This is a genomic window from uncultured Chloroflexus sp., assembly GCF_938091255.1.
GTDB lineage: Bacteria > Chloroflexota > Chloroflexia > Chloroflexales > Chloroflexaceae > Chloroflexus.
The window spans coordinates 18856-41942 of record NZ_CALLJH010000001.1; the positions used below are offsets into that span (position 1 = coordinate 18856).

Genomic DNA, 23087 nt, shown 5'->3' on the forward strand with positions numbered 1-23087 from the left:
CGGCTATGGTATACTTCCTAGCAGATGTATTGGAATCTATGCGGTTTCGCCGCCGGTTGAAGCATACATGTCAGATCAACTCCACATCCGTAACTTCAGTATTATTGCCCACGTTGATCATGGCAAGACGACGTTGAGCGACCGCCTGCTTGAGCTGACGCGCACGATTACCGAACGCGAGCAGCGCGAGCAATTGCTCGACTCGCTTGATCTTGAGCGTGAAAAGGGCATTACGATCAAGTTGAAGCCGGTGCGCATGGAATACCGTGCCGCCGATGGTCAGCTTTACCAACTGAACCTGATCGATACACCCGGTCATGTTGATTTTAGTTACGAGGTAAATCGTTCGCTGGCCGCTTGTGAAGGTGCATTGCTCGTCGTTGATGCTTCGCAGGGTATCGAAGCACAAACCCTTGCCAATACCTATCTGGCGCTGGAGAACGATTTGGTGATCATTCCGGTCGTCAACAAAATTGATCTCCCCGGTGCCCACCCCGAAGAGGTAGCGCAAGAGATCGAGTCGGTGATTGGTATCCCTGCCGAAGAGGCGATCCTCGCTTCGGCCAAAGAGGGTATTGGGGTACCTGAGATTCTCGAAGCGATCGTCAAGCGTATCCCTCCGCCGCGTGGTCAGCGTCAATTGCCAGCCCGCGCGCTCATTTTCGACTCGCATTACGATCCGTACAAAGGCGTTATTGCTTATGTCCGCGTGGTTGATGGTGTTTTTACTAGCCGTGATCGGGTACGGTTTATGGGGACTGGCGCCCAAGCCGAGACGCTCGAACTGGGTATCTTCCGCCCGGCGATGACGCCGCTGAACGAGCTGGTCGCTGGCGAAGTCGGCTATATCGCGACCGGCCTCAAGAGCGTAGCCGATTGTCAAGTCGGCGATACGATTACGCTGGCTGAGAATCCGGCCAGCGAACCGCTTCCCGGCTATCGTCCGGCGAAGCCGATGGTCTTCGCTGGTTTGTACCCGATTGACTCGAACGCCTACCCTGAGTTGCGCGAGGCGCTCGAACGGCTCAAACTCAACGATGCCGCGCTCTCGTTCCAACCCGAAAGCTCGGCGGCACTCGGCTTTGGTTTTCGTTGCGGTTTCCTTGGCCTGCTCCACATGGAGATTGTCCGCGAGCGGCTGGAACGCGAGTATAAGCTCGATCTGCTGATTACCGCGCCCTCAGTGGAGTATCAGGTCTTGCTTTCTGATGGCGAGATTGTCACGGTCGCCAACCCATCTGAGATGCCCGATCTGTCGCGGATCGAGGCGATTGAAGAGCCGGTGGTTGAGATTAGCGTGATCGCACCGGTGCGCTACATCGGCACGATTATGGATCTGGTGACGACCCGCCGCGGCGTCTTCCTCAGCATGGATTATCTCGACCCGACGCGGGTGCTTTTGAAATATCGCATGCCGTTGGCCGAGATTGTGATCGATTTCTACGATCAACTCAAGAGCCGCACGCAAGGGTATGCTTCGCTTGATTACCATCTAGCCGGCTACCAAGAGGCCGATCTGGTCAAGCTCGATATCTTGGTCAATGGCCAGCCAGTCGATGCGCTGTCGCTGATCGTGCATCGCGATTTTGCCTATCAGCGCGGGCGCGATCTGGTTGAACGGCTGCGCCAGTTGATCCCGCGTCAGATGTTTGAAGTGCCGATTCAGGCGGCGATCGGTTCGAAAATCATTGCCCGCGAGACCATCCGCGCGATGCGGAAAGATGTCTTGGCTAAATGTTACGGCGGTGACGTGACACGCAAGCGCAAACTGCTCGAAAAGCAAAAAGAGGGCAAAAAGCGCATGAAGATGGTCGGCAGCGTCGAGATCCCGCAAGAGGCGTTTATGGCGATCTTGTCGCTGAATGAATCGGGGAATGAGCGGGAACGGTAGGGTGGAATAAAGGGGCGGAATGAAGGGCCACAGTACTGCTGTGCCCGTACCGAGATGGGAAGGATGGGCACAGCATTGCTGTGCCCGTACCGGTTTGATATGCGGAGAATAAGATAATGCGTCGTCTGATATGGTTGTTTGCTCTCTTGCTGCTGGCAGGTTGCCAGAGCGTAGTGAATGGCCGCCAGTGGGAAGATGCCGGTTCGCCAGTAGCGTTTCGGCTGGGTTCGCAGGTTTATACCGTGGCTGATGTGAATACTGAAATCAAGCGCGCGATTGGCGATGGGGTGGCGAATGCCCTAGCGGCTGGCCAGACCCGTGAGCAGATTGAGCAGATTGTCGTTGAAAACGATCTCCGCCGGCAAATTTTTGACCAGATGATCCAGAACGAGTTGCTGCTGAATTATGCTCGCCGGCAAGGCATCGGCGTTGATCCGGCGGCGCTCGACGAGACCATTTTCAGACGCTTACCAGCCGATGCTGCGCCGGCTGAAGTGAGCGAGTTGCGCAGCACGCTGGCACGTGAGCAGATCGTATTTGAAGTGATTGCACGCAATACCCGCGCTGATATGGCTCGTGTGCGCCATATTTTAGTGAATGATGAAGCGATGGCGCAGGCGATTTTGGCCGAGTTGCAGGCTGGCGCTGATTTTGCCACGCTCGCGGCGACCCGTTCGCGCGATACCGGTTCGGCGGCCAATGGCGGCAATTTGGGGTGGGCAACCCGCGGTGATTTTGTGCCGCAGTTTGAAGAAGCGATCTTTACCATCCCGCTCAATACCCCGCAGATTGTCCAAACCGACTTCGGTTTTCATGTCGTCGAGGTGCTCGAACGCGAGCTACAACGTCCGTTCGAGTCGTTTGAACACCTGCGCACGCGCCAGAATGCCGGCCAGTTCTATCAAGAGACCTTTGTGCCATGGTACGAAGAGTTGCGCCGGCAAGCCGAGCAGAGCGGCGAGTTGCAGATTGCCGCTGGTTTTGACCCCAATGCGCTGCCGATCCCGTTCCCTGAGACGCCATGAGTGCTACGTTGACCGCCTTGCTGAACGCGGCGCTGGCGCGTGGCTTGATCGACCCAGCGGCAATGCAGGTGTGGGCCGTTGAGCAGTTGTTGCAACCAATAGCAGCGCCAATGGCGACCACAGTAGTACCGTGGGTAGAACAACAGGGGATAGGTGTCTATCAGCCACCGCGGTTACCTTACCCGTTAGCCACTCACGTCTCGGCGCTCATTTGGGGAAAGGTGGCCGCGTTCGATTTGCCGGCGTTAGCGACCCTATTGGCTGAACGCTATCCGCCGCACCATTCGCTCACGCTAATGCTAGTGCCAGATGAGCGCGTAGTACCATTGGCATTGGCTGAGTTAGCGACAACAGTCTTGCCGGCAGCTTCAGCCCTAGCCCTGATTGTGCCGGCTCTCGCGCTAGAGGATGACCGGCGCGGGATTGATCGCCTGCGTTGGGTGATCACACGCTTGCTTGGCCCCGACGGTTGCCCGTGGGATGTGCGCCAAACCCATCAGACCTTGCGCAGCGCCTTGCTCGAAGAGGTTTACGAGGCGCTGGAGGCGCTCGATGCCGGCGATATGGCCTTGCTACGCGAAGAGTTAGGCGATGTCTTGTTGCAAGTCGCTGTGCATAGTGAGATGGCGCGCCAAGCTGGTCATTTTTCGCTTGAAGATGTGGTACAGCACGTGGCTGATAAGCTCGTCTTCCGCCATCCCCACGTTTTCGGTACAACCGCTGTCGCCGATCCCGGGCAGGTGTTGCGAAATTGGGAAGCGCTCAAGGCCCAAGAGCTGGCAGCCAAAGGCAAAACGCGGTCTAGCGCGCTCGATGGTGTGCCGGCAGCTTTGCCGGCCTTGGCTGCCGCCCAAGCATTGGCACGGAAATCGATTCGAGCCGGTTTTACGTGGGCCACCATCGAACAGGTATGGGCCAAGGTCGAAGAGGAGTTGGCCGAAGTGCGCGCTGCGAGCAATTCCACCGCGCAGATGGCCGAAATTGGCGATTTGTTGTTTGCCATTGCCACGCTGGCCCATTGGTTGCATATTGACGCTGAGACCGCGTTGCGGGAAGCCAATCTCCGCTACAAACGCCGCTTCCAAGTGGTCGAGCAGATGGCTGTTGAACATGGACGGGCGCTGCGCGATTGCACGCTCGACGAGATGATCGCATGGTGGGCGGCAGCCAAAGCTCGCAGTGATGGACAGTAGTATGCCGCCGCCGATCCCACTCTATCTGAACGATGTGGTGCAGTTACGCAAGCCGCATGTCTGTGGCGGCGATACATGGCGCATTGTGCGTCTTGGCGCCGATATTGGTCTACGCTGCGAAACATGTGGCCGACGGGTGATGTTGCCGCGGGCCGATCTCGAACGCCGGATCAAACGGTTTATTGTGCGAGGGAACAACGAATAAACGAGTGATTGGTTCGTTCGTTGACAACCTCGCTAATCGCGGTATGATGGCAGTGTCGCCATTATATTGCGTCTATACACACTATGCGAATCTTCAATCTGCTCTTCCAAGCGGGTTATCGTAAGCCACCGTTCCTTGTGAACATTACAACGCTGGTAAGCCGGACGTTGCTGTTTGGCATGCTGTGGCTGTGGCTAGTTTCCGGGGTCACGGCCCAGTCAGTGCGGCCAGTCTATCTCGTTGAGTACGATGGCGTCTTAAGCAGTTATGCTGCCAACTATATTCGCCGTGCGCTGCGTGAGGCGGAAGCGGCTCAGGCACAGGTGTTGATCGTTCAATTAACCCCGCGCGGCGCGGTGTTGCAAGAGGCGCGCGCGTTAGCGAACGATATTGCCGCAGCGAGAGTGCCGGTGGTCGTCTACATCAGTCCTGCTGGCCATGATGCTGGGGCGGCTGGCTCGTGGTTGTTGCCGGCCGCGCATGTAGCGGCGATGGCTCCCAATAGCCGGTTTGGGATTGCTGCGCCATTACTTGTGCCAACAATGGGCTTGGGTGAGGCGACACAGGATCTCCTTCTTGGTGAACAATTGCAACAATTTGAAGCATGGGGCGCGGCTCGCAACCGTAATGTCGATTGGGCAGAAACGGCGCTGCGCAGCGGCTTTATCGCGACCGCAGCGCAGGCGATTGAACCGAATCCGCCGCTGATTGATGTTGTTGTGCGTGATCGAACTGAATTGTTGCAACGTTTAGAGGGGCGGGTTGTGACATTGGCCGATGGCTCGCAAATTGTTCTTTCAACCCTTGGCGCGCGCCCGTTTGTGGTTGAGGTCAATCTGATAGAAGCTGTGCTGTTAGTGTTGGCAAACCCTACGATCGTCTTTATTCTGCTCATCATGGCCGGCTTGGCTTTTTATGCCGAGTTTCTTAGCCCGACGGTCGGTATTTTGGCTGGCTTGGGCGTGTTGTTGCTAATTGGTGCCATTGTTGGGATGATCGCACTGCCGGTACAATGGCTGAGCGTGATCGGGATTCTGATAGCCTTTGGTCTGGTCGCAGCCGATCTCTTCGTTCCGTCGCATGGAACCCTGACCGTGATTGGGGTGGGAGTTATGATCGCCAGCGCATTAACGCTGTTCGATGCAACGCAGGCGCCCGGAGTCGCAGTGGCGTTGTGGGTGATCATGTTGGTGGCAGTGCTGATTGCGATCTTCGCGATAACTGGGGTATGGCTGGCGTTACGCTCGCGTAACCGGCCGGTGACAACCGGGGAGGAAGGATTGATTGGGCGGTTGGCCGAGGTGCGTAAGCGCCTTGATCCAGAAGGTATGGTATTCGTGGAAGGGGCGCTCTGGCGGGCAGTGTGCGAAAACGGCACTGCTGAAGAGGGTGAATTTGTGCGGGTGACCGGGATCTATGCGTTACGGTTGACCGTTCGGCGGATTGAACCGTCTGAATCGTCGTTGCCGTCGTCGTAGCGGTGCGGGACTGCGCGCCGCCATAGTCATTTCGTGACGGAAAGGGGTATTTCATGAATGTCACATTTTTCCTCTTGGCATGTTTGGCAGTGTTGGCGTTTATCGCGTTGATGATCTTGCTCTCGGCTATCAAAATCGTGCCTGAATACGAGCGGGGGGTGATCTTCCGGTTAGGTCGGCTAATGGGGCCGCGTGGGCCGGGCATTTTTTTCGTAATCCCGGTCTTCGAGCGCATGGTGCGGGTTGATATGCGTGTCATCACAATGGATGTGCCGGTGCAAGAGGTGATCACGCTTGATAACGTGACTATCAAGGTCAATGCGGTGCTCTATTTCCAAGTGATCAATCCCAACTGGGCCGTGACCAAGGTCATGGACTACATCCGGGCCACGATGCAGATCGCGCAGACGACGCTGCGGAGCGTGGTTGGCCAAGTCGAACTCGATGAGCTGTTAGCGAAGCGCGAGAAAATTAATCAGAAGCTGCAACAGATTATCGATGAACAGACTGAGCCGTGGGGGATTAAGGTCACAATTGTCGAAGTAAAAGATGTGGAACTGCCGCAGAACATGCAACGGGCCATGGCCCGCCAAGCCGAAGCCGAGCGTGAAAAGCGGGCCAAGCTCATCCATGCCGATGGGGAGTTGCAGGCGTCGCGCACATTGGCTGAAGCGGCGCGGGTGATCGCTAGCGAGCCGGTGACGTTGCAACTCCGCTACTTGCAGACGCTGACTGAAATTGCGGTTGAGAAAAACAGCACGATCATCTTCCCGCTGCCGGTTGATACGCTAAAGCCCTTCTTCAACACGATGAGTCAGGTGAATAGTGATGTGCGCCATTCGGCGGATTAAGCAAAGGTGGCGCGCGCCGTTTTCCTGCGATACAACGCATAGTTGAGGGACGATATGCGCATCGTCCCTACCGGCGAGCAATGATAGTAATGCTGGCAATCAGTAGAGCAGCGCCAACTATGCCGGTGGCGGTAAATCGTTCGCCGAGCAACAGCATGGCTAACAGTGCTGAACCAAGCGGTTCAAGCAGCGTGATCGTCGCGGCTGTCGTGGCGCGCACGCTGCGCATCCCGCGCACATAGAGCGCGTAGGCCAAGGCCGTCGGTACAATGCTGAGATAGATCAACACCAACCAGCCCAATGGTGGGTAATCGATTACCAAGCCGGTGGTGAGGGCGGCAGGCAAAAGCAAAAGCGCGCCCAGTGCAAACGATAACGCCACCGGCACCACCGGATGGTAATTGGCGGCAATCAGGCGTGCACCAAGTACGACTAGACTGTACGAGAATCCGGCAGTTAGTGCTAACGCCCCACCGATCAGCAAATCAGCAGTTGACTGTACCTGTGGCGCGCCGCCGACCAGCAACCCCGCGCCGAACACGGCGCCGCCAACCGCCAGCCACGTGCTCGGTCGCAGCCGCTCGCCGAGAAAGATGCGCGCTAATAAGGCAGTAAAGATCGGCGCGCTACAGATGTTGATCAAGACCGCCGCCGCCACGCCGAGAGAGGGTATCGCGGCAAAGTAGGCAACCTGATAACCGGCAAACGCGCCCCCGATCAGGGCTAGCGTCCAACGATGGCGCGGTTGGATGCGAAATGCTTGCGGGCCGGCGAGCAGGCGGGCAGTGATGAGCAATACCGGCGCCGAGAGCAGCAGCCGCAAGAAGCCAATCGAGAGCGAGTTTGTGTCAGCGACGCGGTAGAGCCAGCCTACAGCAACCCCAATCGTTCCCCACGTCAGCGCAGCGATGACTACCATCGCCACATCAAAAGGCCGTTGCGCTTCATCAAAGCGATGCATAGCGGTCATGTTCTCTCGTCAGCACAGTGAAACATAAACCAATCGCCCCCGTGAAGCTCACGGGGGCGGCTCTATCACACGCAGACCTGCTTAATCAAGATAGCCGCGCAATTTCTTGCCGAGGTGAGGGTGACGCAGCTTGCGCAACGCGACCGCCTCAATTTGGCGGATGCGCTCGCGGGTGATGCCAAACTCGATGCCAACCTCTTCGAGGGTGCGGTAGCGACCATCTTTGAGACCGTAGCGCAATTGGATAATCTTGCGCTCGCGCTCGGGCAGCTTCATCAGCACCTCTTCAAGCTGTTCGCGCAGCAAGGAGGCAGCCGCCGCTTCAGCCGGAGTCGAGATGCGATCGTCTTCGATAAAATCACCCATTCGGCCTTCGCCCTCTTGGCCGACCGGCATCTCCAGCGAGAGCGGGTGCATACTGGCTTCAAGTGTGCGACGCACCTTACCCGCCGAAATACCCATAGCATCGGCAATCTCTTCCGGGGTCGGCTCGCGCTGCATCGTCTGCTGGAGGCGATGCGAGGTGCGCTTAACTTGGCTAATCGCTTCACCCATATGAACCGGCAAGCGAATGGTGCGGCTCTGATCGGCGATAGCGCGGGTAATCGCCTGCCGGATCCACCACGTAGCGTAGGTACTGAACTTGTGGCCCTTTTTGTAATCAAACTTCTCAACTGCCCGCATCAAGCCAATATTGCCCTCTTGCACCAGATCCATCATTGTCAAGCCATACGAGGTATATTTCTTGGCAATACTCACTACTAGCCGCAAATTGGCCTGAATCAAGTGATGGCGGGCATCTTGCCCTTGCTGGACGGCGCGCTCCAATTCAAAACGTTCGCGGGCAGATACATACTCTTCGCGATCGAGCCGTTGGCGAGCCGCAGCGCCGGCCTCCATCGCTTTTGCTAATTCAACCTCTTGCTCGGCGGTCAGGAGCGGTACTTGCCCAATCTCTTGCAAATACATTCGTACTGGGTCATCAAAGGCAATATCACCGAGATCGGGCAATTCGGCAATTAATTCATGCTCTGCATCTGGTTCAAAATCAGTCGGCCCTTCAAGCTCATCAGTTGACTCGATGACTTTGATCCCCTCGGCTTGCAGCATTGCATAGAGCTGATCAATCTCGGCAATGTCGTGCTCCGGGTGGGGAAAGGTGGCAAGAATGTCGGCGTGGGTAATATACCCGCGCACCCGTGCTGCGGCGAGCAGTTGCTCGATCATCGCCTCTGACTCCGGTGTAGCTTTGCTCAACATCGTTCAACCAGTGCTCGGTTGATGGCGTCAGGCCGGTATGACACCATCACTAGGCCGTCGTGGCGACGGCGGGCTGCTGTAACTGTCTGGCTCAACTAGCCACAGGAAAACTGAAAGGCCTCAGCGACCTGTCTGAAACGCCGGGCCTTACACGTCGCGCTCTCCGTTATGCTTTGGCAAAGAGATGGGGTTGAGAGAATGCCCTCAAACCCCAAACTGTCATTGCGATGGAGGGACGCAGACGTGGCACCCCATTAGACGTAACTAGAGGTACTATAGCACTTTTTGCGCGCCGGAGTCAACCCCTTCTTTGGTCTGATTCGGCGGAAGAGTCGGGCAAATAGGCGCTAATTTTGGCAAGCAAAAAATTGCGAATGTCGTTGCGCAAGTAGCAGAAGGCGCGGATGCTAAGGCCACTTGGCTCGACCACCAATTCGATCGGTCGAATGCGCCGTTCGGTCGGTTGGGGGCTGCTGTTTGAGGTGTAGATAATGCGCAAGGTGCTGCCGCTGGCCAGTGCCGCAGCCAGTGGCGGCGGCGCTTCCGGTTCGGGCTGGCCGGGAAGGAGGCCGCGGGCAAAGCGCAGCGCATCGCCAAGGGTGGTGACGCCATAAGTGGCCAGCTTGGCGACGAGCTGATCGAAGAGGGCGTTAAGCGTCAACACATCGTCCATTGCCCGGTGGGTCGGCGTGGGCAGGCCAAAGGCATGAGCTAGTGCGCCAAGGCTGAGCGCACCGCGCCGAATGCCGAGCCGGCGAGCTAACTCAAGCGTATCGAGCGCCGGGCCGGCGAGTGGCGGATAGCCGGCCCGCGCCAGTTCCATATTGAGAAAAGCCTCATCGAAGGGCAGATTGTGGGCCACGCGCACAGCATATTGACTTAGTTGAACGACGCGGTCGGCGATGTCGGTAAATCGTGGTGCATCGCGCACATCTTCGACGCGAATGCCATTAACCTGCGCCGCTTGTGGATCGAGATCGCGCTCTGGGTTGAGCAAGGTCGCGATCCTCCCGGTTTCGGCACCACCCTCACGGCGCAGCATTGCTAATTCGCAAACGCGATGACCGTCACGGATGTCGAGTCCAGTCGTTTCAACATCGAAAAAGAGGAGCGGCAGCTCAGCCAGCGGTTGTTGGAGATCTAGCGTGCTCATGGTGCGACTGGCACTTGTTTGGCGACGTCATCAGGAATGCCGAGCAGGTTAGCTTGGACCCAACCTGCTCGATCGCGAATGTTCAAGACTTGGTACCACGAGCCGTCGGCAGTGCGCGCGAGCAGCTCAACTACTTCATCCCTTTCGACCCGATCGATCTGGGCGCTGGCCGGATCAGCAGCAAGATAGACCGGGCCGCTGACAAAGACGGTCACCACATTGGCCACCGGTGTTTCGGCAGCGATCAGATCGGTGACTGCGATCAAGGTGGCGCTCACCCAGCCAATTTCGTCGCGGACGGTACGTACATAATACCAGCGCGCGTTGGGGGTACGGGCAAGAATTTGCACTTGTTCGCCGGCGTTGATCCCGCCGATGACGTTATTGATGCCGGGGAAGGGCAGTTTGCGCACATTGCCGCCGTTCGTGACCGCCACCGGCTGGCCGGTGGGCAATGCCGGCGTTGGGGTGGCTGTGGGGGTTGGCGGTGGGGTAGGGGTAGGTTGACCAACCGGGGTTGGCGTGGCGGTAGGAGTAAGGGTAGGCGCTGCGGCGACTTCACCGTAAAATGCTGCTGCAAAGCGTTCGGGAATGTTCAGCTCGGCCTCGGCGCTGACGCTGCCGTCAGTGGTGCTGACGGCCACAGTGTAACGACGGCCGGCTGGCGTGGCGTCGCCATCGGCCAACTTCGTTGCGCGCAGATCGCCACGGTTACTCCGGATGCGAATCGGCTGAGCCGGATCAATCCAGCGCAGTGGTTGACCGTCGGCGCGCAATTCCACCTGTAGCTCGGTATCATCGGCAAGGCCGGTGCTACGCACCCGCATATTGATCGTTAGCGGCTCGGCCCGCACGACGGTGGCATCTTCGATCGTGAGCGTGATCGGCACTGGCGAAGGGGTGATTGTCGGTGGCGGCCCGGCAGTGCTGTCATTGTTGAGGCTCAGTACGAGTACGCCCACTCCTAAACAAAGTAAGATTGGAATGAGCACGAAGAGAATCTTTGCCGCCAACGAAAGATTGCGCAGCCGATCTTGCCAACTTTGCGGTTCTTCCAGTGGAACTGCTGTATAGTCAATGGTTGTTGCAGGCGGAGTCTCTGGAATTGGTGGTATTTGATTAGCAGCGCGCCGCCGGCGAATGAGCACTACTACCAGCAGGATAATGATGAGACCAAGAACGATTAGGCCAATCGCTAAGGGTGGCGATATCTGATTGAGTGTTGTTTGCATGAGCAACCTCAGTCACAACGGCTTCAGATGACTATGATATGCGAATCTGGCGCTATCTGCAACTATCGGCTGTGCTATACTACATCTTGCTACGCTTGATGAGCGCGGAGTTCGCATGAATCGCAGTTTGGCAAGCAATACGGTTCGATACGCTTTTCGACCGATCCACTGGCCCGGTCTACGCCTCACTGCCCGTGGTTTTATGGCGGGCTAACCGCCATTTCTCCTCTTAGTATCTCAGTTGTGTTACTTGTGTGTGGGTGGTTCTGCTCGATCGCAGGTTGTTGTGCCAAAGAACTGTTCAGTTTGAGGCTTATTTTGAGGTGCAATGATGCCTGAGCATATTTTAGTTGCGGTGGCGTGGCCGTATGCCAATGGGCCGCGCCATATCGGTCACGTGGCCGGTTTTGGCGTGCCCGCCGATATTTTTGCCCGTTATCACCGGTTGCGAGGTAACCGCGTGCTTATGATTTCGGGTACCGATGAGCATGGCACGCCGATCACGCTGGTGGCCGATAAAGAAGGAACAACGCCGCAAGCGATTGCTGACCGCTACAACAAGATTATCGGCGATGATTTGTACAATCTAGGGCTAAGCTACGACACCTTTACCCGCACCACCACCGCGAACCATTATGCGGTGACGCAAGATATCTTCCGTACCCTCTACGAACGCGGCTACATTATTCGCCAAGAGACGTTGGGTGCATTCTCGGCTACGACCGGGCGAACCCTGCCCGATCGCTACATTGAGGGTACCTGCCCGATCTGCGGGTACGACGAGGCGCGTGGAGATCAGTGTGATAACTGTGGCAGCCAGCTTGATCCGACCGACTTGATCAATCCGCGCTCGAAGGTTGATGGTCAACCGCCAGTGTTCAAACCGACTGAACACTTTTTCCTCGACTTGCCGGCCTTTGCCGAGCAGTTGCGTGCGTGGATCGATCAACAAGGCCACTGGCGGCCCAACGTGCGCAACTTCTCGCTCAACTTTCTCAAAGAGCTGAAGCCGCGCGCGATCACCCGCGATCTCGAATGGGGGGTGCCAATTCCCTTACCCGAATACAGCAACCGCGACGACAAAAAGATTTACGTTTGGTTTGACGCTGTGATCGGCTATCTCTCGGCCAGTATCGAGTGGGCGCGCAATCGGGGCGAGCCGGATGCATGGCGGGAATGGTGGCAAAACCCGGATGCGCGCCATTTCTACTTTATGGGCAAAGACAACATCGTCTTTCATACCGTGATCTGGCCGGCGATGCTGCTCGGTTATGGCGCGGGTGGCCAGTTCGGCGCCAATCCGGGAGGGAAATACGATGGCATTCCGCTACAACTGCCTTACAACGTTGTCTCAAGCGAATTTCTAACCATGGAGGGCAAGAAGTTCTCTAGCTCACGGGGGATTGTTATTTACGTTAACGATTTTCTTAGCCGTTATGATGCTGATGCGCTGCGCTACTTTCTCACCATCGCCGGCCCTGAAAATCAAGATACTGACTTCACGTGGGCCGAGTTTGTGCGGCGCAACAACGACGAATTGGTGGCAACGTGGGGCAATCTGGTCAACCGAACGCTCAGCAATGTCTACAAGAACTTTGGCAGTGTGCCGCAGCCCGGCCCGCTCACTGCGGCTGATGAGCAGGTGTTGGCTGAAGTGACTGGTGGGATCGAGACGGTGGGCGAATTGCTGGCAGCGGCGCGGTTTAAAGCTGCGTTGAGCGAAGCAATGCGGCTGGCGGCCCAAGTCAATATCTACTTGAGCGAGCAAGAGCCGTGGAAGGTGATCAAGAGCGATCGCGAGCGCGCGGCGACGATCTGGTACGTCGCGTTGCGTTGCGTTGATACGCTCAAGATCATCTTTACCCCTTTCTTGCCCTTTTCGAGCCAGCGCCTGCATGAGTACTTGGGCTATGACGGCTATATCGCTGGGCCGCTCCGCTTCCAAGATGTCACTGAAGCCGATGGTCGTACCCACCGCGTGCTCACCGGCGACTACGACCAGTGGTCAGGGCGGTGGGAGCCATCGGCCTTACCGGTTGGGCAGACACTGCGCCAACCGCAGCCGCTCTTCAAGAAGCTCGATGAAAAGGTGGTTGAAGAGGAGTTGGCGCGTATGCAGAGTCGAGCATTGTAAGCAGGGGGAGTGGTTGAACGCTACCGAGGAGGTACGGCAAGTGCCGTATCTCCTCGCGTTGGTATCACGTTCGCTGGAAGTGATAGCTCAGATAATCGCTTGTCGCACCCGCGCTGAAATCGCTTCACTGATCAATACGAGGCCGAAAATGACGACAAAGATCATGCCGGCCTGATCCCAGCGCAGTAGGTTCACGGTAGCGTTAAGATTCAGCCCAATGCCACCGGCGCCTACCAAGCCTATCACCGTCGCTTCGCGAATGTTAATATCCCAGCGGAAGATGCTGATACCGGCGAAACTTGGCATAACCTGTGGGAGGATGCTGTAGCTGAGCACCTGCAACCGACTCGCACCTGTTGCGGTGATTGCTTCGACCGGTTCTCGACTGGTTTCTTCGACCGACTCGAAGGCCAGCTTGCCGATGAAGCCGATTGAACGTAGGGCGATAGCGATAATACCGGCTAAGACACCGGGGCCGGTAATAGCAACGATGATCAATGCCCAAATGAGCGAATTAACTGAGCGCGACACTACGATGATGAGCAGGGTGAGATAACGAATGACCGGGTGGGGTGTAGTGTTGCGCGCGGCAAGAAAACTCAACGGGAGCGCAACGATCACGGCTAACAGGGTGCCAAGCGTCGCAATGGTTAGCGTATCCCACAGTGGTTGCCATAATTGATTGATATACGACCAATCGGGTGGAAACACGCGTTGCAGAAAGATTGCCAATTGCCGGGGAGCATCAGCGGCGAACTCCCAACGAGTCCGGTTCGCGATAAGCTGCCAGCAGATCAGAGTGATGACCGTCCCTCCAAGCCAACCGCCCCATAGACGCAGGCGGGTAGTGGTATCATACCGCTGCCAGATTTTGCCATTGTTTGCAATGCGTACCGGCATTATTGCAACCTCTTGCGAATTTGCGCTGAAACAAGTTCGGTCATCATCACCAACGTGATGATAACGATCAAAATAGCTCCGGCCACGTCATAATCATAGCGATTAAACGTAGTCTGTAGGGTAGAACCAATACCCCCGGCGCCAACGATCCCGACGATGGCCGACTCGCGCAGATTGATATCGAATCGATACACGCTCAAGCCAACTAGTCGTGCGCTTACTTGGGGCATTACCGCATAGGTAATCGTCTTGAGCCAGCCAGCGCCAGTCGCACGGATCGCTTCGAGTGGCGCCGGATCGATCTCTTCAATATCTTCGGCAAGCAACTTAGCAAGGAAACCGATAGTGGCAAAAGCTAAGGTGCAAACGCCGGCCAGTGGGCCAAAACCAAACATGACGACGAAGACAATCGCAATAACGACCTCTTGAAAGGTGCGTGACAGGGTGATAATACCGCGACAAATCAGGTAGATTGGCGTTGGCACGATATTACGGGCTGCGCCTAATCCGATAGGAACCGACAGCAAGACGCCGGCAATGGTCGAGACGACGGTCATGGTCAAACTCTCCAACACCCCGATTTGGATGTCGTCCCAACGTGAGACGAAATCGGGCTGGAGGAACGCTGCAATCATACGACCGCCCCGTTCGAGACCGCGCGCAATACGCGCGCTATCGACCGAAACGGAACTGATCGCCAGCGCGAGGTAGACCAATGCCCCGATCACTACTCCCCAGCGTAGCCACGGGTTTTTGATCAACGGTGGCTTACGCCAGCGGCGATACGGTGAGGGAGAGGTGATTTCTGCCATACAGATGGTGTCCTTACTCTTGTGCTGTCAGCGATGGTTCTTGCTCGGCAGTTGTTGCTTGGCTCGCGCCCCAATCTTCTGCCCCGTAGATCTCGCTCAACCGATCAGGCGTCAAACCATCTGGCGGGCCGTCGTACACAATCTCGCCGGCGCGCAACCCAACAATCCGTTGCACGAACATCTGCGCCAGTGGCACGTCGTGAATGTTAATAATGACCGCAAGGCCGCGTTCACGCGCAAGCTCGGTGATCAAACGCATAATTTGGCGTGAGGTTTTCGGATCGAGACTAGCGGTTGGTTCATCGACCAGCAAGAGATCGGGCGATTGAATGAGTGCGCGCGCAATCCCTACCCGTTGGCGTTGCCCACCCGACAATTCATCGGCTCGTTTGTCAATAAAATCGCTTAGCCCGACGCGGTCGAGCAAGGTAAATGCCTGATCAATATCGGTTTGAGGAAAGCGCCGAAACCAGCTTTGCCAAAAATTGACGTAGCCTAGCCGACCGGAAAGGACATTTTCCATCACTGATAAACGCTCGACGAGCGCATACTCTTGAAAAATCATCCCGATTCGCCGTCGAATGCGGCGAAGTTGCCTTGGATGAAGCGCAGTAATTTCAGTATCGCGCAGCCAAATCTTGCCAGACGTCGGTTCGACCAGCCGATTGACACAGCGGATGAGCGTACTTTTACCGGCACCCGATGGCCCAATCAGGGCGACAACCTGTCCTTCTGCTACTGATAAACTCACGCCACGCAGAGCAGTATCACCAGTTGGGTATCGTTTCACAAGTTGTTCAATACGGAGCATGCCAGCATCCTTAAAGATGAGCACAAGACGAGATAGTATCTTCTCGTCTTGTGCATTCTTATAGCGAAGACCGGTTTACTGGACGTATTTTACACCTAATGCTTTGTCGATCTGGCGAATAACTTCCCAGTGCTCTTTGTAGGTAATGGGGATGAACTGGGCTTCGCCCGACTTGCTAAACTCTTGCTGCAACGAGGAGCCTTCCCAATTGAAGGTAGCAAAGGCCTCACGTACCTTTGCGGCCAATTCTGGCGTGAGGTTGTAGACGTAGCCGTAAGCGGTAGTAGGGAACGTCTGCGAGCGGTAAATCGATCGAATTTGGTCGGCCTTTATGACTCCACGCTTGATCATCCGCTTCATCACCGAGTTGGCGATAGCGGCTGCATCATAATCACCGTTCGCTACGCCAAGGATCGAATTATCGTGACCGCCAGAGAAGACGGCTTCAAAGTCGCCGCGCTCGCTCGATAGGTTGAACTGCGATGCCAGTAGGGCCGAAGGGGCTTTGAACCCTGAGTTCGATGTTGGCTCGGTAAAGGCGACGCGCCGACCCCTTAAGTCTTCAATCGACTGAATATCGCTATTTGCTGGAACAATGATCTCCATCTCGTAGCCAAACGAGCCATCTGCCTTTGCCATCATCGTGAAAGGGACAAAGCCGGCAAAGTTGACGGCAAACGGAACGCTGCCGCTATTGAAACCGGCAACGTGGAGGCGGCCGGCGCGCATTGCTTCAAGCTGGGCTGCATTGGAGTCGACAGCGAAGTATTCGACTCTCTTGCCGGTCACTTTTTCGAGGTGAGCCAGAAAATCTGCCCATGCGACGCGGTAGACCGAAGGGTCTTCGACTGGTGTGTAGGCGAAGATGAGGGTATCAGGATTGACCCATTGGGCTGGATCTTTGGGTGGATCGGCAACAAGATCGCCATCTTCATCACAAAAGCGTGCATCCATTTCAGGGGGGCGAGGGCAAGCATCGGCTGCGGCCGGAGCTGAGGTTGGTGCGGTGGTTGTCTGAGGGGTAGAGCCGCAGGCGGTAACGAATGCTACAACCATGAAATACAGGAACGCCAAGCGCATCATGCGAGCCATACCAGTTATTGACCTCCTAAGTATGATGATGTATGCGCTACTTATTGTGACTAAAGCAGATTATCTGCCAACGAGAAAAATGTTAAATAAAAATAAAGATTGGATTAAGTATTGAATAAACTGCGTATGTTGGACGCTTCGACCTTGGGGCTGGGTATTCGTAGGCGCGAGACCAATCGGCGAAGCAAGCGCGGCGATCCTACTAGTTTGTCGCCCTCGCTTTGGATGTCTGCTGAAAAATTCATTTAAATCAATGATAATACAAAAACATATGAATAATAAAGTAAATATTGTTATTTTATTAAGAACTTTTCTTTAATAATTTTATTGACACGACGATGATTTTGCTGTATGATGCTAACATCTGTTATTACCTTCTCAAAACATGCGGGGGGTTTGTATGAGATTGCGCTGGCTGCATCTGTTCGCAACAGTAGTGGCGATAATGTTGCTGGCCGTATTGATGCCAACGCCACTCATCAACGCGCAGAACCGAATCTGTTTCAACGAAGTGCCGAATTGTATTGAAGGTCGATTTGCCGAGTACTGGCAGCAGAACGGTGGTCTCCCCGTGTTTGGGTTCCCGATAATGCCTGCGTTCCAGCAAGAGGTAGAAGGTAGGGTGCGGCTGGTGCAAATCTTCGAGCGTAACCGTTTTGAGCTGCATCCAGAAAACGCACGCCCTTACGATGTGTTACTCGGTCGATTGGGTGATGATCTGTTGCAGCGACGCGGTACCCCTTGGCAGAATGAGCCAAAGGCACCAACCACGCAGCAGTCTGGCTGCCGTTACTTTGCTCAGACCCAACATCTGGTGTGTGACGCCTTCTTGCGTTACTGGCAGTCGCATGGGTTGGATTTTGATGGTCAGCGCGGCTTTAGCGAGGCTGAGAGTTTAGCCCTGTTCGGCTTGCCGTTGACCGAAGCGCGGGTCGAGACCAACTCGTCAGGCGATACGGTGCTGACGCAGTGGTTCGAGCGGGCGCGGTTCGAGTTGCATACAAACCTCGGCCCGAATGTGGTGTTGTTGGGGCTATTGGGTCGTGAGGCATTCGGGTCGCAGCCTAGGCCACAACCTACGCCACCGCCAGCGCCGGCTGACCCTTGTGCGGATATTCCGGCGCCGATCAATGGTTCGGTTAAACCGATATGTATAAGAGGCAGTCAGAATTTTGAAGTAAACATCATTGGTTATGGCTTTACTCCCGGTGAGCAGGTTGGGGTCTATGTTACCCAAGTCGCAACCGGTATCGTCATAGGGGTAGATATTGTTGGTGGCAATACCGCTGAAGACGATGGTAGTTACAGTATTGTCCTCTTTGGGCAACTACCGAAAGGGTTATACGCTGTAACGATGGAAGGAGTGCAGTCTCGGCACAAGACCATCGTCTACTTCAAGATTGCGTAGTCATGTCGAGGTGTTCACGCTAGGAATGATGTCCCCCGCATCGTTGACCGGTACGGGGGTGCACGCGCCTTTGGCAGATTTCAAGGCAACAGAGTGTAGCCACTGCAAGGTTACGTTTGATAATGTGCCGAAGGTCTGGATCACTCTCAAAATCGTCACGTGGTTGCTCTAAGTGGTCTCAATCGTGCTCAGCTTCAATGCGCCGTTCATCGCCTATTCCATTGTCTCCATCACCGTATTGCGCATGGACGATGGCGAGCTAATTACAGAATTTGCTAAGGAGATTGGCTTCATCAGCGAGCTTGTGACAGTCTATTGCTTCGACAAAGCGGTGGGTAGTGCTATTCATCGTTCAGGAAGGGGCGTAGCGTGGTCTGACGGTACTGCCAGATCCGTATTGCTCATCGGGCCAGTTGAAACCGGTTCCTTATGATCCGAATAGGTACATAAACTGAAGTGTGGGATACGCCGATGCGATAGGTAGTTCTTGAATGGCGTATCGGAGAGCACGCCCGTGATGGCTCCATACGACGGAGAAAGCGTCTTCCCTCTTTTCCTTCTTGCGCTGAAGAATGCGCGTATCCTAATATGATTGTTCTCTGTTTGTTCGTCAGCGCAGAGTAAGTCAGTACGGTTGGGGGAAGGGTGTAGCGGTTAGGGGGATATGAACCGGAAGGGCGAGTTATAAACCCGCCCTTCCATTGCTCTATCGTGCGCGCTCGATTGCCCTAAGCAAGGCGCGCTTGGTGTAGACCTTGCACATTGCCCGTCGGTACTCTGCGCTGGCGTGGATGTCGCCGAGCATATCCATGCCTTCGCCAGCATGGGCAGCGGCGGCGGCCACGGCATCGGCGCTGCCGTCAGTGCCGATCAGCGCCTGCTCGACGGCAGGCTGACGTTCAGCCTTAGGGCCGGCGCCGGTAATTGCCACGCGGCATGCCGTCACCTGACCATTTTCCATTTTGACATACGCGGCTGCGCCAACAATCGCGTATCGGCTTGCCGGATGGGGGAACTTGGCGTAAGCTGAGCCTTCACCAGCGCCATGGCTATCAAATGTAATGGTAGTGATAATCTCGCCCGGTTCGAGGGCCGTACTGAGCATATCGGTGAAGAAATCAGCCGCGGCGATGGCGCGTGGGCCGTTGGGGCCTTCAACATGGATCTGGGCATCGAGCGCCAACACTACGGCCGGCATATCAGCAGCAGGGTCAGCATGGGCCAGCGAGCCACCGATAGTGCCGCGATTGCGCACCTGAATGTCGCCGATAAGGCCAACCGCGTCGGTCATCGCCGGGCAAGCCTTGGCCAATGCCGTATGATGCTCGATAGCACTCCATGTGGTCATTGCACCGATCTCGACCGTACCATTGACCTTAATCCCGCGCAGTTCGGCCACTTTATTGATATCGATCAACACACTTGGCGATGCAAGGCGCAGTTTCATCGCCGGCAAGAGCGAGTGACCACCGGCTAGGATCTTGGCATCATCGCCGTGCTGCTGCAACAACGTCAGCGCCTCGGCAAGGCTCGTCGGCGCGTAGTAATCGAAAGGAGCTGGAATCATAGCTACTCCCTTATGCGTCATAGCAGGCACAGGCTCAAAGTAGCCCGCGCCTGCGTTGCTTCTCGCTACTTACCGTGAATCGCGTGCCAAATCCGTTCGGGAGTGGCCGGCATTTGCAAATGCTTCACGCCGAACGGTGCCAGCGCATCAATAATCGCGTTCATCACGCACTGCGCCGATGCAATCGTGCCCGCCTCGCCAGCCCCCTTCACGCCGAGCGGATTCACCGGCGACGGTGTAACGGTATGGTCTGTCTCGATATGCGGCACCATTGCGGCCGTCGGCACAGCGTAGTCCATCAGCGTACCGGTGAGCAATTGGCCGTCTTCGCTATAGACAGCCCCCTCGTAGAGTGCCTGTGCCAACCCTTGGGCGATACCACCGTGAATTTGACCTTCCACGATCAGCGGATTGATCTGATTACCGCAGTCATCAACCGCGATATAGCGCAACAGCTTGACATGGCCGGTTTCAGGATCAACCTCAACAATGCTTACATGCGTACCGAAGGGGAAGGTACAGTTCGGCGGATCGTAGTAGCTGGTCTCGTCGAGGAAGGGTTCCATACCGGGTGGCAGGTTATAAGCAACGGCGGCAGCGGCGGCTAACTCGCCAATTGTCTTGCCCTTGTCGGGTGAACCTTTGACATACGCGCGGCCATTCTCAAACACGATGTCAGCCTCGTTGGCTTCCAGCAGGTGAGCGGCCAACTTGCGCGCCTTCTCTTTGATCTTATCGACGCTACGCTTAATCGCCACCCCGCCGACGGCCAGCGAGCGTGAGCCGTAGGTGCCATAGCCGAACGGTGTACCTTGAGTGTCGCCCCACTGCACCTCGACATCCTCGTAAGGCACACCCAACTCGTCAGCCACAATCTGGGCAAAGGTCGTCTCAAGGCCTTGGCCGTGCGGCAGCGAGCCGGTCGTGACCACCACCTTGCCGGTGAGATGGACACGAACATTAGCGCTTTCCCAAAGGCCGGCCCCCCAACCTTGACTGCCCATCCACGCGCTTGGCGCAATGCCGCAGATTTCAACATACGACGAGATACCGATGCCGAGGTAGCGGCCCTGTTTGCGCAATTCCGCTTGCTGCTTGCGGAACTCGGCATAGCCAGCAATTTCTAGCGCCTTGTTCAACGCCGGCTCGTAATTGCCGCTATCGTAGGGCAGCAGACCCAACCCATTATCGTAGGGGAAGTCTTCTGGTTGGATGAAATTCTTGCGCCGCACCTCAGCCGGATCCATCCCGATCTCAGCGGCAAAGCGATCAACCATGCGTTCGATCAGGTAGCTAGCTTCAGGGCGACCGGCACCGCGATACGCATCAACCATTGCCGTATTGGTATACACGCCGGTTACGTGAACGTGCGCTGCCGGAATCTTGTAAGCCCCGGTGACGATCCGACCGTAGAGCGTTGTTGGAATACCGGCAGCGACGGTCGAGAAGTAAGCACCAATATTCGCCCATGTCTTCACGCGCAGGCCGGTAATCTTGCCATCGCGGGTACCGGCCAGCTCGGCCTCGGTAATATGGTCGCGTCCGTGGGTTGAATACTTGTAATTCTCAGAGCGATCCTCAACAAACTTCACCGGTCGGCCCAGCTTGCGCGCGGCCCACATCGTGAAGGCCATATCGTTGTAGCAGAAGATCTTCTGCCCAAAACCACCACCGACGTTCGGCGCAATGCAGCGCAGTTTTGTTTCAGGCACTCCGAAGACGAAGGCAGTTAAGAGCAAACGATGCACGTGCGGCGCCTGCGAGGTCATCCAGACCGTCCATTCGCCAGTCGTGGCATCGTAGCGCGCAATTGAACCGCGCGTCTCCATTGGGGTGGGAATAAGGCGTTGATTGATAATCTCTTCCTTAACCACCACCTCGGCGCTCGCGACTGCCGCGTCCGCCGCTGCCTTATTCCCGCATTCCCACTCAAACACAATATTGTTGGGTGCAGCCTCGTGGATCTGGGGCGCGCCGGGTTCAACCGCTTTGCGGGCATCGACAACTGCTGGTAGCGGTTCGTACTCAACCTCAACCGCATCAGCAGCATCGCGAGCGATATAACGGTTTTCAGCCACCACCATCGCCACTGGATCGCCAACCATTGCCACCTTATCAACGGCCAGCGCGCGCGGAGGTACCGGATTGTTCTTCACCCCTGAAGCCAGCCATGCTGCCGGCATCGGGTTGATATCGAGCATGTCCTTACCGGTGAATACCGCAACTACACCGGGCATTGCCAGTGCTTTACTTGCGTCGATTGACACAATTTTGGCATGAGCATAAGGGCTACGCACCAGCGCAATGTGCAGCATACCGGGCAGCTTGATGTCATCAAGATAATTGCCGTGACCGGTAATCAGCTTGGGGTCTTCGCGGCGCTTCAACGCCCGTCCAACCAGTCGCTCCTTCATCTCGGTAGCGGTCATCCTTGACTCCTCACTAGGTTCGTTGTGAACAAGTGCCGAACGGACTAATCAGCGGCTTGTGCAGCGGCCATCTTCTCGGCGGCATAGCGCACAGCTCGGACAATGTTTTCGTAGCCGGTGCAACGGCAGAGATTGCCTTCGAGGCCGTGGCGAATCTCTTCATCGGTGGGATTGGGGTTGCGCTTGAGTAGATCGGCGGCGGCCATAATCATACCGGGGGTACAGAACCCGCACTGAAGACCGTGCTTCTCCCAGAAACCTTCTTGCAGCGGGTGGAGCTGGCCGTCGTGCGCTAAACCCTCAATGGTGGTAATCTCGGCGCCATCGCACTGAACGGCCAGCGTAGTACACGACTTAACGCTCACGCCGTTGATATGTACGACGCACGCGCCGCATTGGCTGGTATCGCACCCGATATGAGTGCCGGTCAGATTGAGATGCTCACGCAAGTAGTGAACGAGCAGTAGGCGCGGCTCAACCTCACTAGTGTAGCGAACACCGTTGATGGTGACCGTAATCGTTGTCACGCTCCAACCTCCTTGTTGACTGTGAAGTAAACGACATACTATGAAACAGCGACGGGTAATGAAGTGTGGACTAAGGGAAACGTCGCGCACGATGACGATAAACGATCTAATGAAGCGTATTTCTTTGGTGAGAAGGCGACTATCGGTAT

General features: G+C 56.1%; 20 protein-coding genes. 9 read left to right on the forward strand and 11 right to left on the reverse strand.

The window, feature by feature from the left end; translation table 11 throughout:
• Nucleotides 1–67: 67 nt before the first annotated feature.
• The 6 genes from lepA to Q1A00_RS00095 all read left to right on the forward strand — a co-directional run bounded on the left by lepA (nt 68) and on the right by Q1A00_RS00095 (nt 6643).
• Nucleotides 68–1891, forward strand: a complete 1824-nt coding sequence (lepA, locus tag Q1A00_RS00070; RefSeq protein WP_298401266.1) for a translation elongation factor 4 — start codon at nt 68–70, stop codon at nt 1889–1891.
• A 116-nt stretch (nt 1892–2007) separates the two neighbouring features.
• Complete coding sequence (locus Q1A00_RS00075) at nt 2008–2916, forward strand: peptidylprolyl isomerase (RefSeq protein WP_298401268.1); 909 nt, start codon at nt 2008–2010, stop codon at nt 2914–2916.
• The gene (gene mazG / locus Q1A00_RS00080) at nt 2913–4109 is read left to right on the forward strand and encodes a nucleoside triphosphate pyrophosphohydrolase (RefSeq protein ID WP_299754675.1); all 1197 of its coding nucleotides are present in this window, start codon (nt 2913–2915) and stop codon (nt 4107–4109) included. Before Q1A00_RS00075 ends, mazG begins: the two co-directional genes overlap by 4 nt.
• Nucleotide 4110: 1 nt before the next feature.
• On the forward strand, nt 4111–4314 hold the full coding sequence (locus Q1A00_RS00085) for a DUF951 domain-containing protein (protein ID WP_298401273.1): 204 nt from the start codon (nt 4111–4113) through the stop codon (nt 4312–4314).
• Between the two features lie 83 nt (nt 4315–4397).
• The gene (locus tag Q1A00_RS00090) at nt 4398–5792 is read left to right on the forward strand and encodes an NfeD family protein (protein WP_298401274.1); all 1395 of its coding nucleotides are present in this window, start codon (nt 4398–4400) and stop codon (nt 5790–5792) included.
• 53 nt (nt 5793–5845) lie between these two features.
• Complete coding sequence (locus tag Q1A00_RS00095; protein ID WP_298401275.1) at nt 5846–6643, forward strand: slipin family protein; 798 nt, start codon at nt 5846–5848, stop codon at nt 6641–6643.
• Between the two features lie 67 nt (nt 6644–6710).
• Here Q1A00_RS00095 and Q1A00_RS00100 read toward each other — a convergent pair whose 3' ends face one another.
• From Q1A00_RS00100 to Q1A00_RS00115, 4 genes are all read right to left on the reverse strand, one after another.
• Nucleotides 6711–7613, reverse strand: coding sequence for an EamA family transporter (locus tag Q1A00_RS00100; RefSeq protein ID WP_298401278.1), 903 nt, complete (start codon nt 7611–7613; stop codon nt 6711–6713).
• 81 nt (nt 7614–7694) lie between these two features.
• Nucleotides 7695–8840, reverse strand: a complete 1146-nt coding sequence (gene rpoD, locus Q1A00_RS00105) for an RNA polymerase sigma factor RpoD (protein ID WP_298401282.1) — start codon at nt 8838–8840, stop codon at nt 7695–7697.
• 331 nt (nt 8841–9171) lie between these two features.
• Nucleotides 9172–10026, reverse strand: a complete 855-nt coding sequence (locus tag Q1A00_RS00110; RefSeq protein WP_298401285.1) for an exonuclease domain-containing protein — start codon at nt 10024–10026, stop codon at nt 9172–9174.
• Nucleotides 10023–11258 carry an SH3 domain-containing protein gene (locus Q1A00_RS00115; RefSeq protein WP_298401288.1) on the reverse strand — a complete coding sequence of 412 codons (1236 nt, stop codon included), beginning with the start codon at nt 11256–11258 and terminating at the stop codon, nt 10023–10025. Before Q1A00_RS00115 ends, Q1A00_RS00110 begins: the two co-directional genes overlap by 4 nt.
• A 331-nt stretch (nt 11259–11589) precedes the next feature.
• Here Q1A00_RS00115 and metG point away from each other — a divergent pair, with 331 nt between their 5' ends.
• A complete protein-coding gene (gene metG, locus Q1A00_RS00120) occupies nt 11590–13392 on the forward strand; it encodes a methionine--tRNA ligase (protein WP_298401290.1) in 1803 nt (600 codons plus the stop codon).
• Nucleotides 13393–13479: 87 nt separating this feature from the next.
• Here metG and phnE (Q1A00_RS00125) read toward each other — a convergent pair whose 3' ends face one another.
• The 4 genes from phnE (Q1A00_RS00125) to phnD form a co-directional block, all read right to left on the reverse strand.
• The gene (gene phnE, locus Q1A00_RS00125; RefSeq protein WP_299754683.1) at nt 13480–14292 is read right to left on the reverse strand and encodes a phosphonate ABC transporter, permease protein PhnE; all 813 of its coding nucleotides are present in this window, start codon (nt 14290–14292) and stop codon (nt 13480–13482) included.
• The gene (phnE, locus tag Q1A00_RS00130) at nt 14292–15104 is read right to left on the reverse strand and encodes a phosphonate ABC transporter, permease protein PhnE (RefSeq protein ID WP_299754686.1); all 813 of its coding nucleotides are present in this window, start codon (nt 15102–15104) and stop codon (nt 14292–14294) included. Before phnE (Q1A00_RS00130) ends, phnE (Q1A00_RS00125) begins: the two co-directional genes overlap by 1 nt.
• Before the next feature lie 13 nt (nt 15105–15117).
• A complete protein-coding gene (gene phnC / locus Q1A00_RS00135) occupies nt 15118–15915 on the reverse strand; it encodes a phosphonate ABC transporter ATP-binding protein (protein WP_298401298.1) in 798 nt (265 codons plus the stop codon).
• Nucleotides 15916–15990: 75 nt separating this feature from the next.
• Complete coding sequence (gene phnD, locus Q1A00_RS00140; RefSeq protein WP_299754689.1) at nt 15991–17007, reverse strand: phosphate/phosphite/phosphonate ABC transporter substrate-binding protein; 1017 nt, start codon at nt 17005–17007, stop codon at nt 15991–15993.
• A 400-nt stretch (nt 17008–17407) separates the two neighbouring features.
• Between phnD and Q1A00_RS00145 the strand changes: the two genes are divergently transcribed.
• On the forward strand, nt 17408–18415 hold the full coding sequence (locus tag Q1A00_RS00145; protein WP_298401301.1) for a hypothetical protein: 1008 nt from the start codon (nt 17408–17410) through the stop codon (nt 18413–18415).
• Between the two features lie 184 nt (nt 18416–18599).
• A complete protein-coding gene (locus Q1A00_RS00150; RefSeq protein ID WP_298401303.1) occupies nt 18600–18848 on the forward strand; it encodes a hypothetical protein in 249 nt (82 codons plus the stop codon).
• A 273-nt stretch (nt 18849–19121) separates the two neighbouring features.
• On the opposite strand, the gene Q1A00_RS00155 is transcribed toward Q1A00_RS00150, so the two are convergent.
• The 3 genes from Q1A00_RS00155 to Q1A00_RS00165 all read right to left on the reverse strand — a co-directional run bounded on the left by Q1A00_RS00155 (nt 19122) and on the right by Q1A00_RS00165 (nt 22938).
• Nucleotides 19122–19982 carry a xanthine dehydrogenase family protein subunit M gene (locus Q1A00_RS00155; RefSeq protein WP_298401305.1) on the reverse strand — a complete coding sequence of 287 codons (861 nt, stop codon included), beginning with the start codon at nt 19980–19982 and terminating at the stop codon, nt 19122–19124.
• Between the two features lie 65 nt (nt 19983–20047).
• The gene (locus Q1A00_RS00160) at nt 20048–22411 is read right to left on the reverse strand and encodes a molybdopterin cofactor-binding domain-containing protein (RefSeq protein WP_298401307.1); all 2364 of its coding nucleotides are present in this window, start codon (nt 22409–22411) and stop codon (nt 20048–20050) included.
• A gap of 44 nt (nt 22412–22455) precedes the next feature.
• Nucleotides 22456–22938: a (2Fe-2S)-binding protein gene (locus Q1A00_RS00165; protein WP_298401309.1), complete on the reverse strand. Its 483-nt coding sequence runs from the start codon at nt 22936–22938 to the stop codon at nt 22456–22458.
• Between the last annotated feature and the right edge of the window lie 149 nt (nt 22939–23087).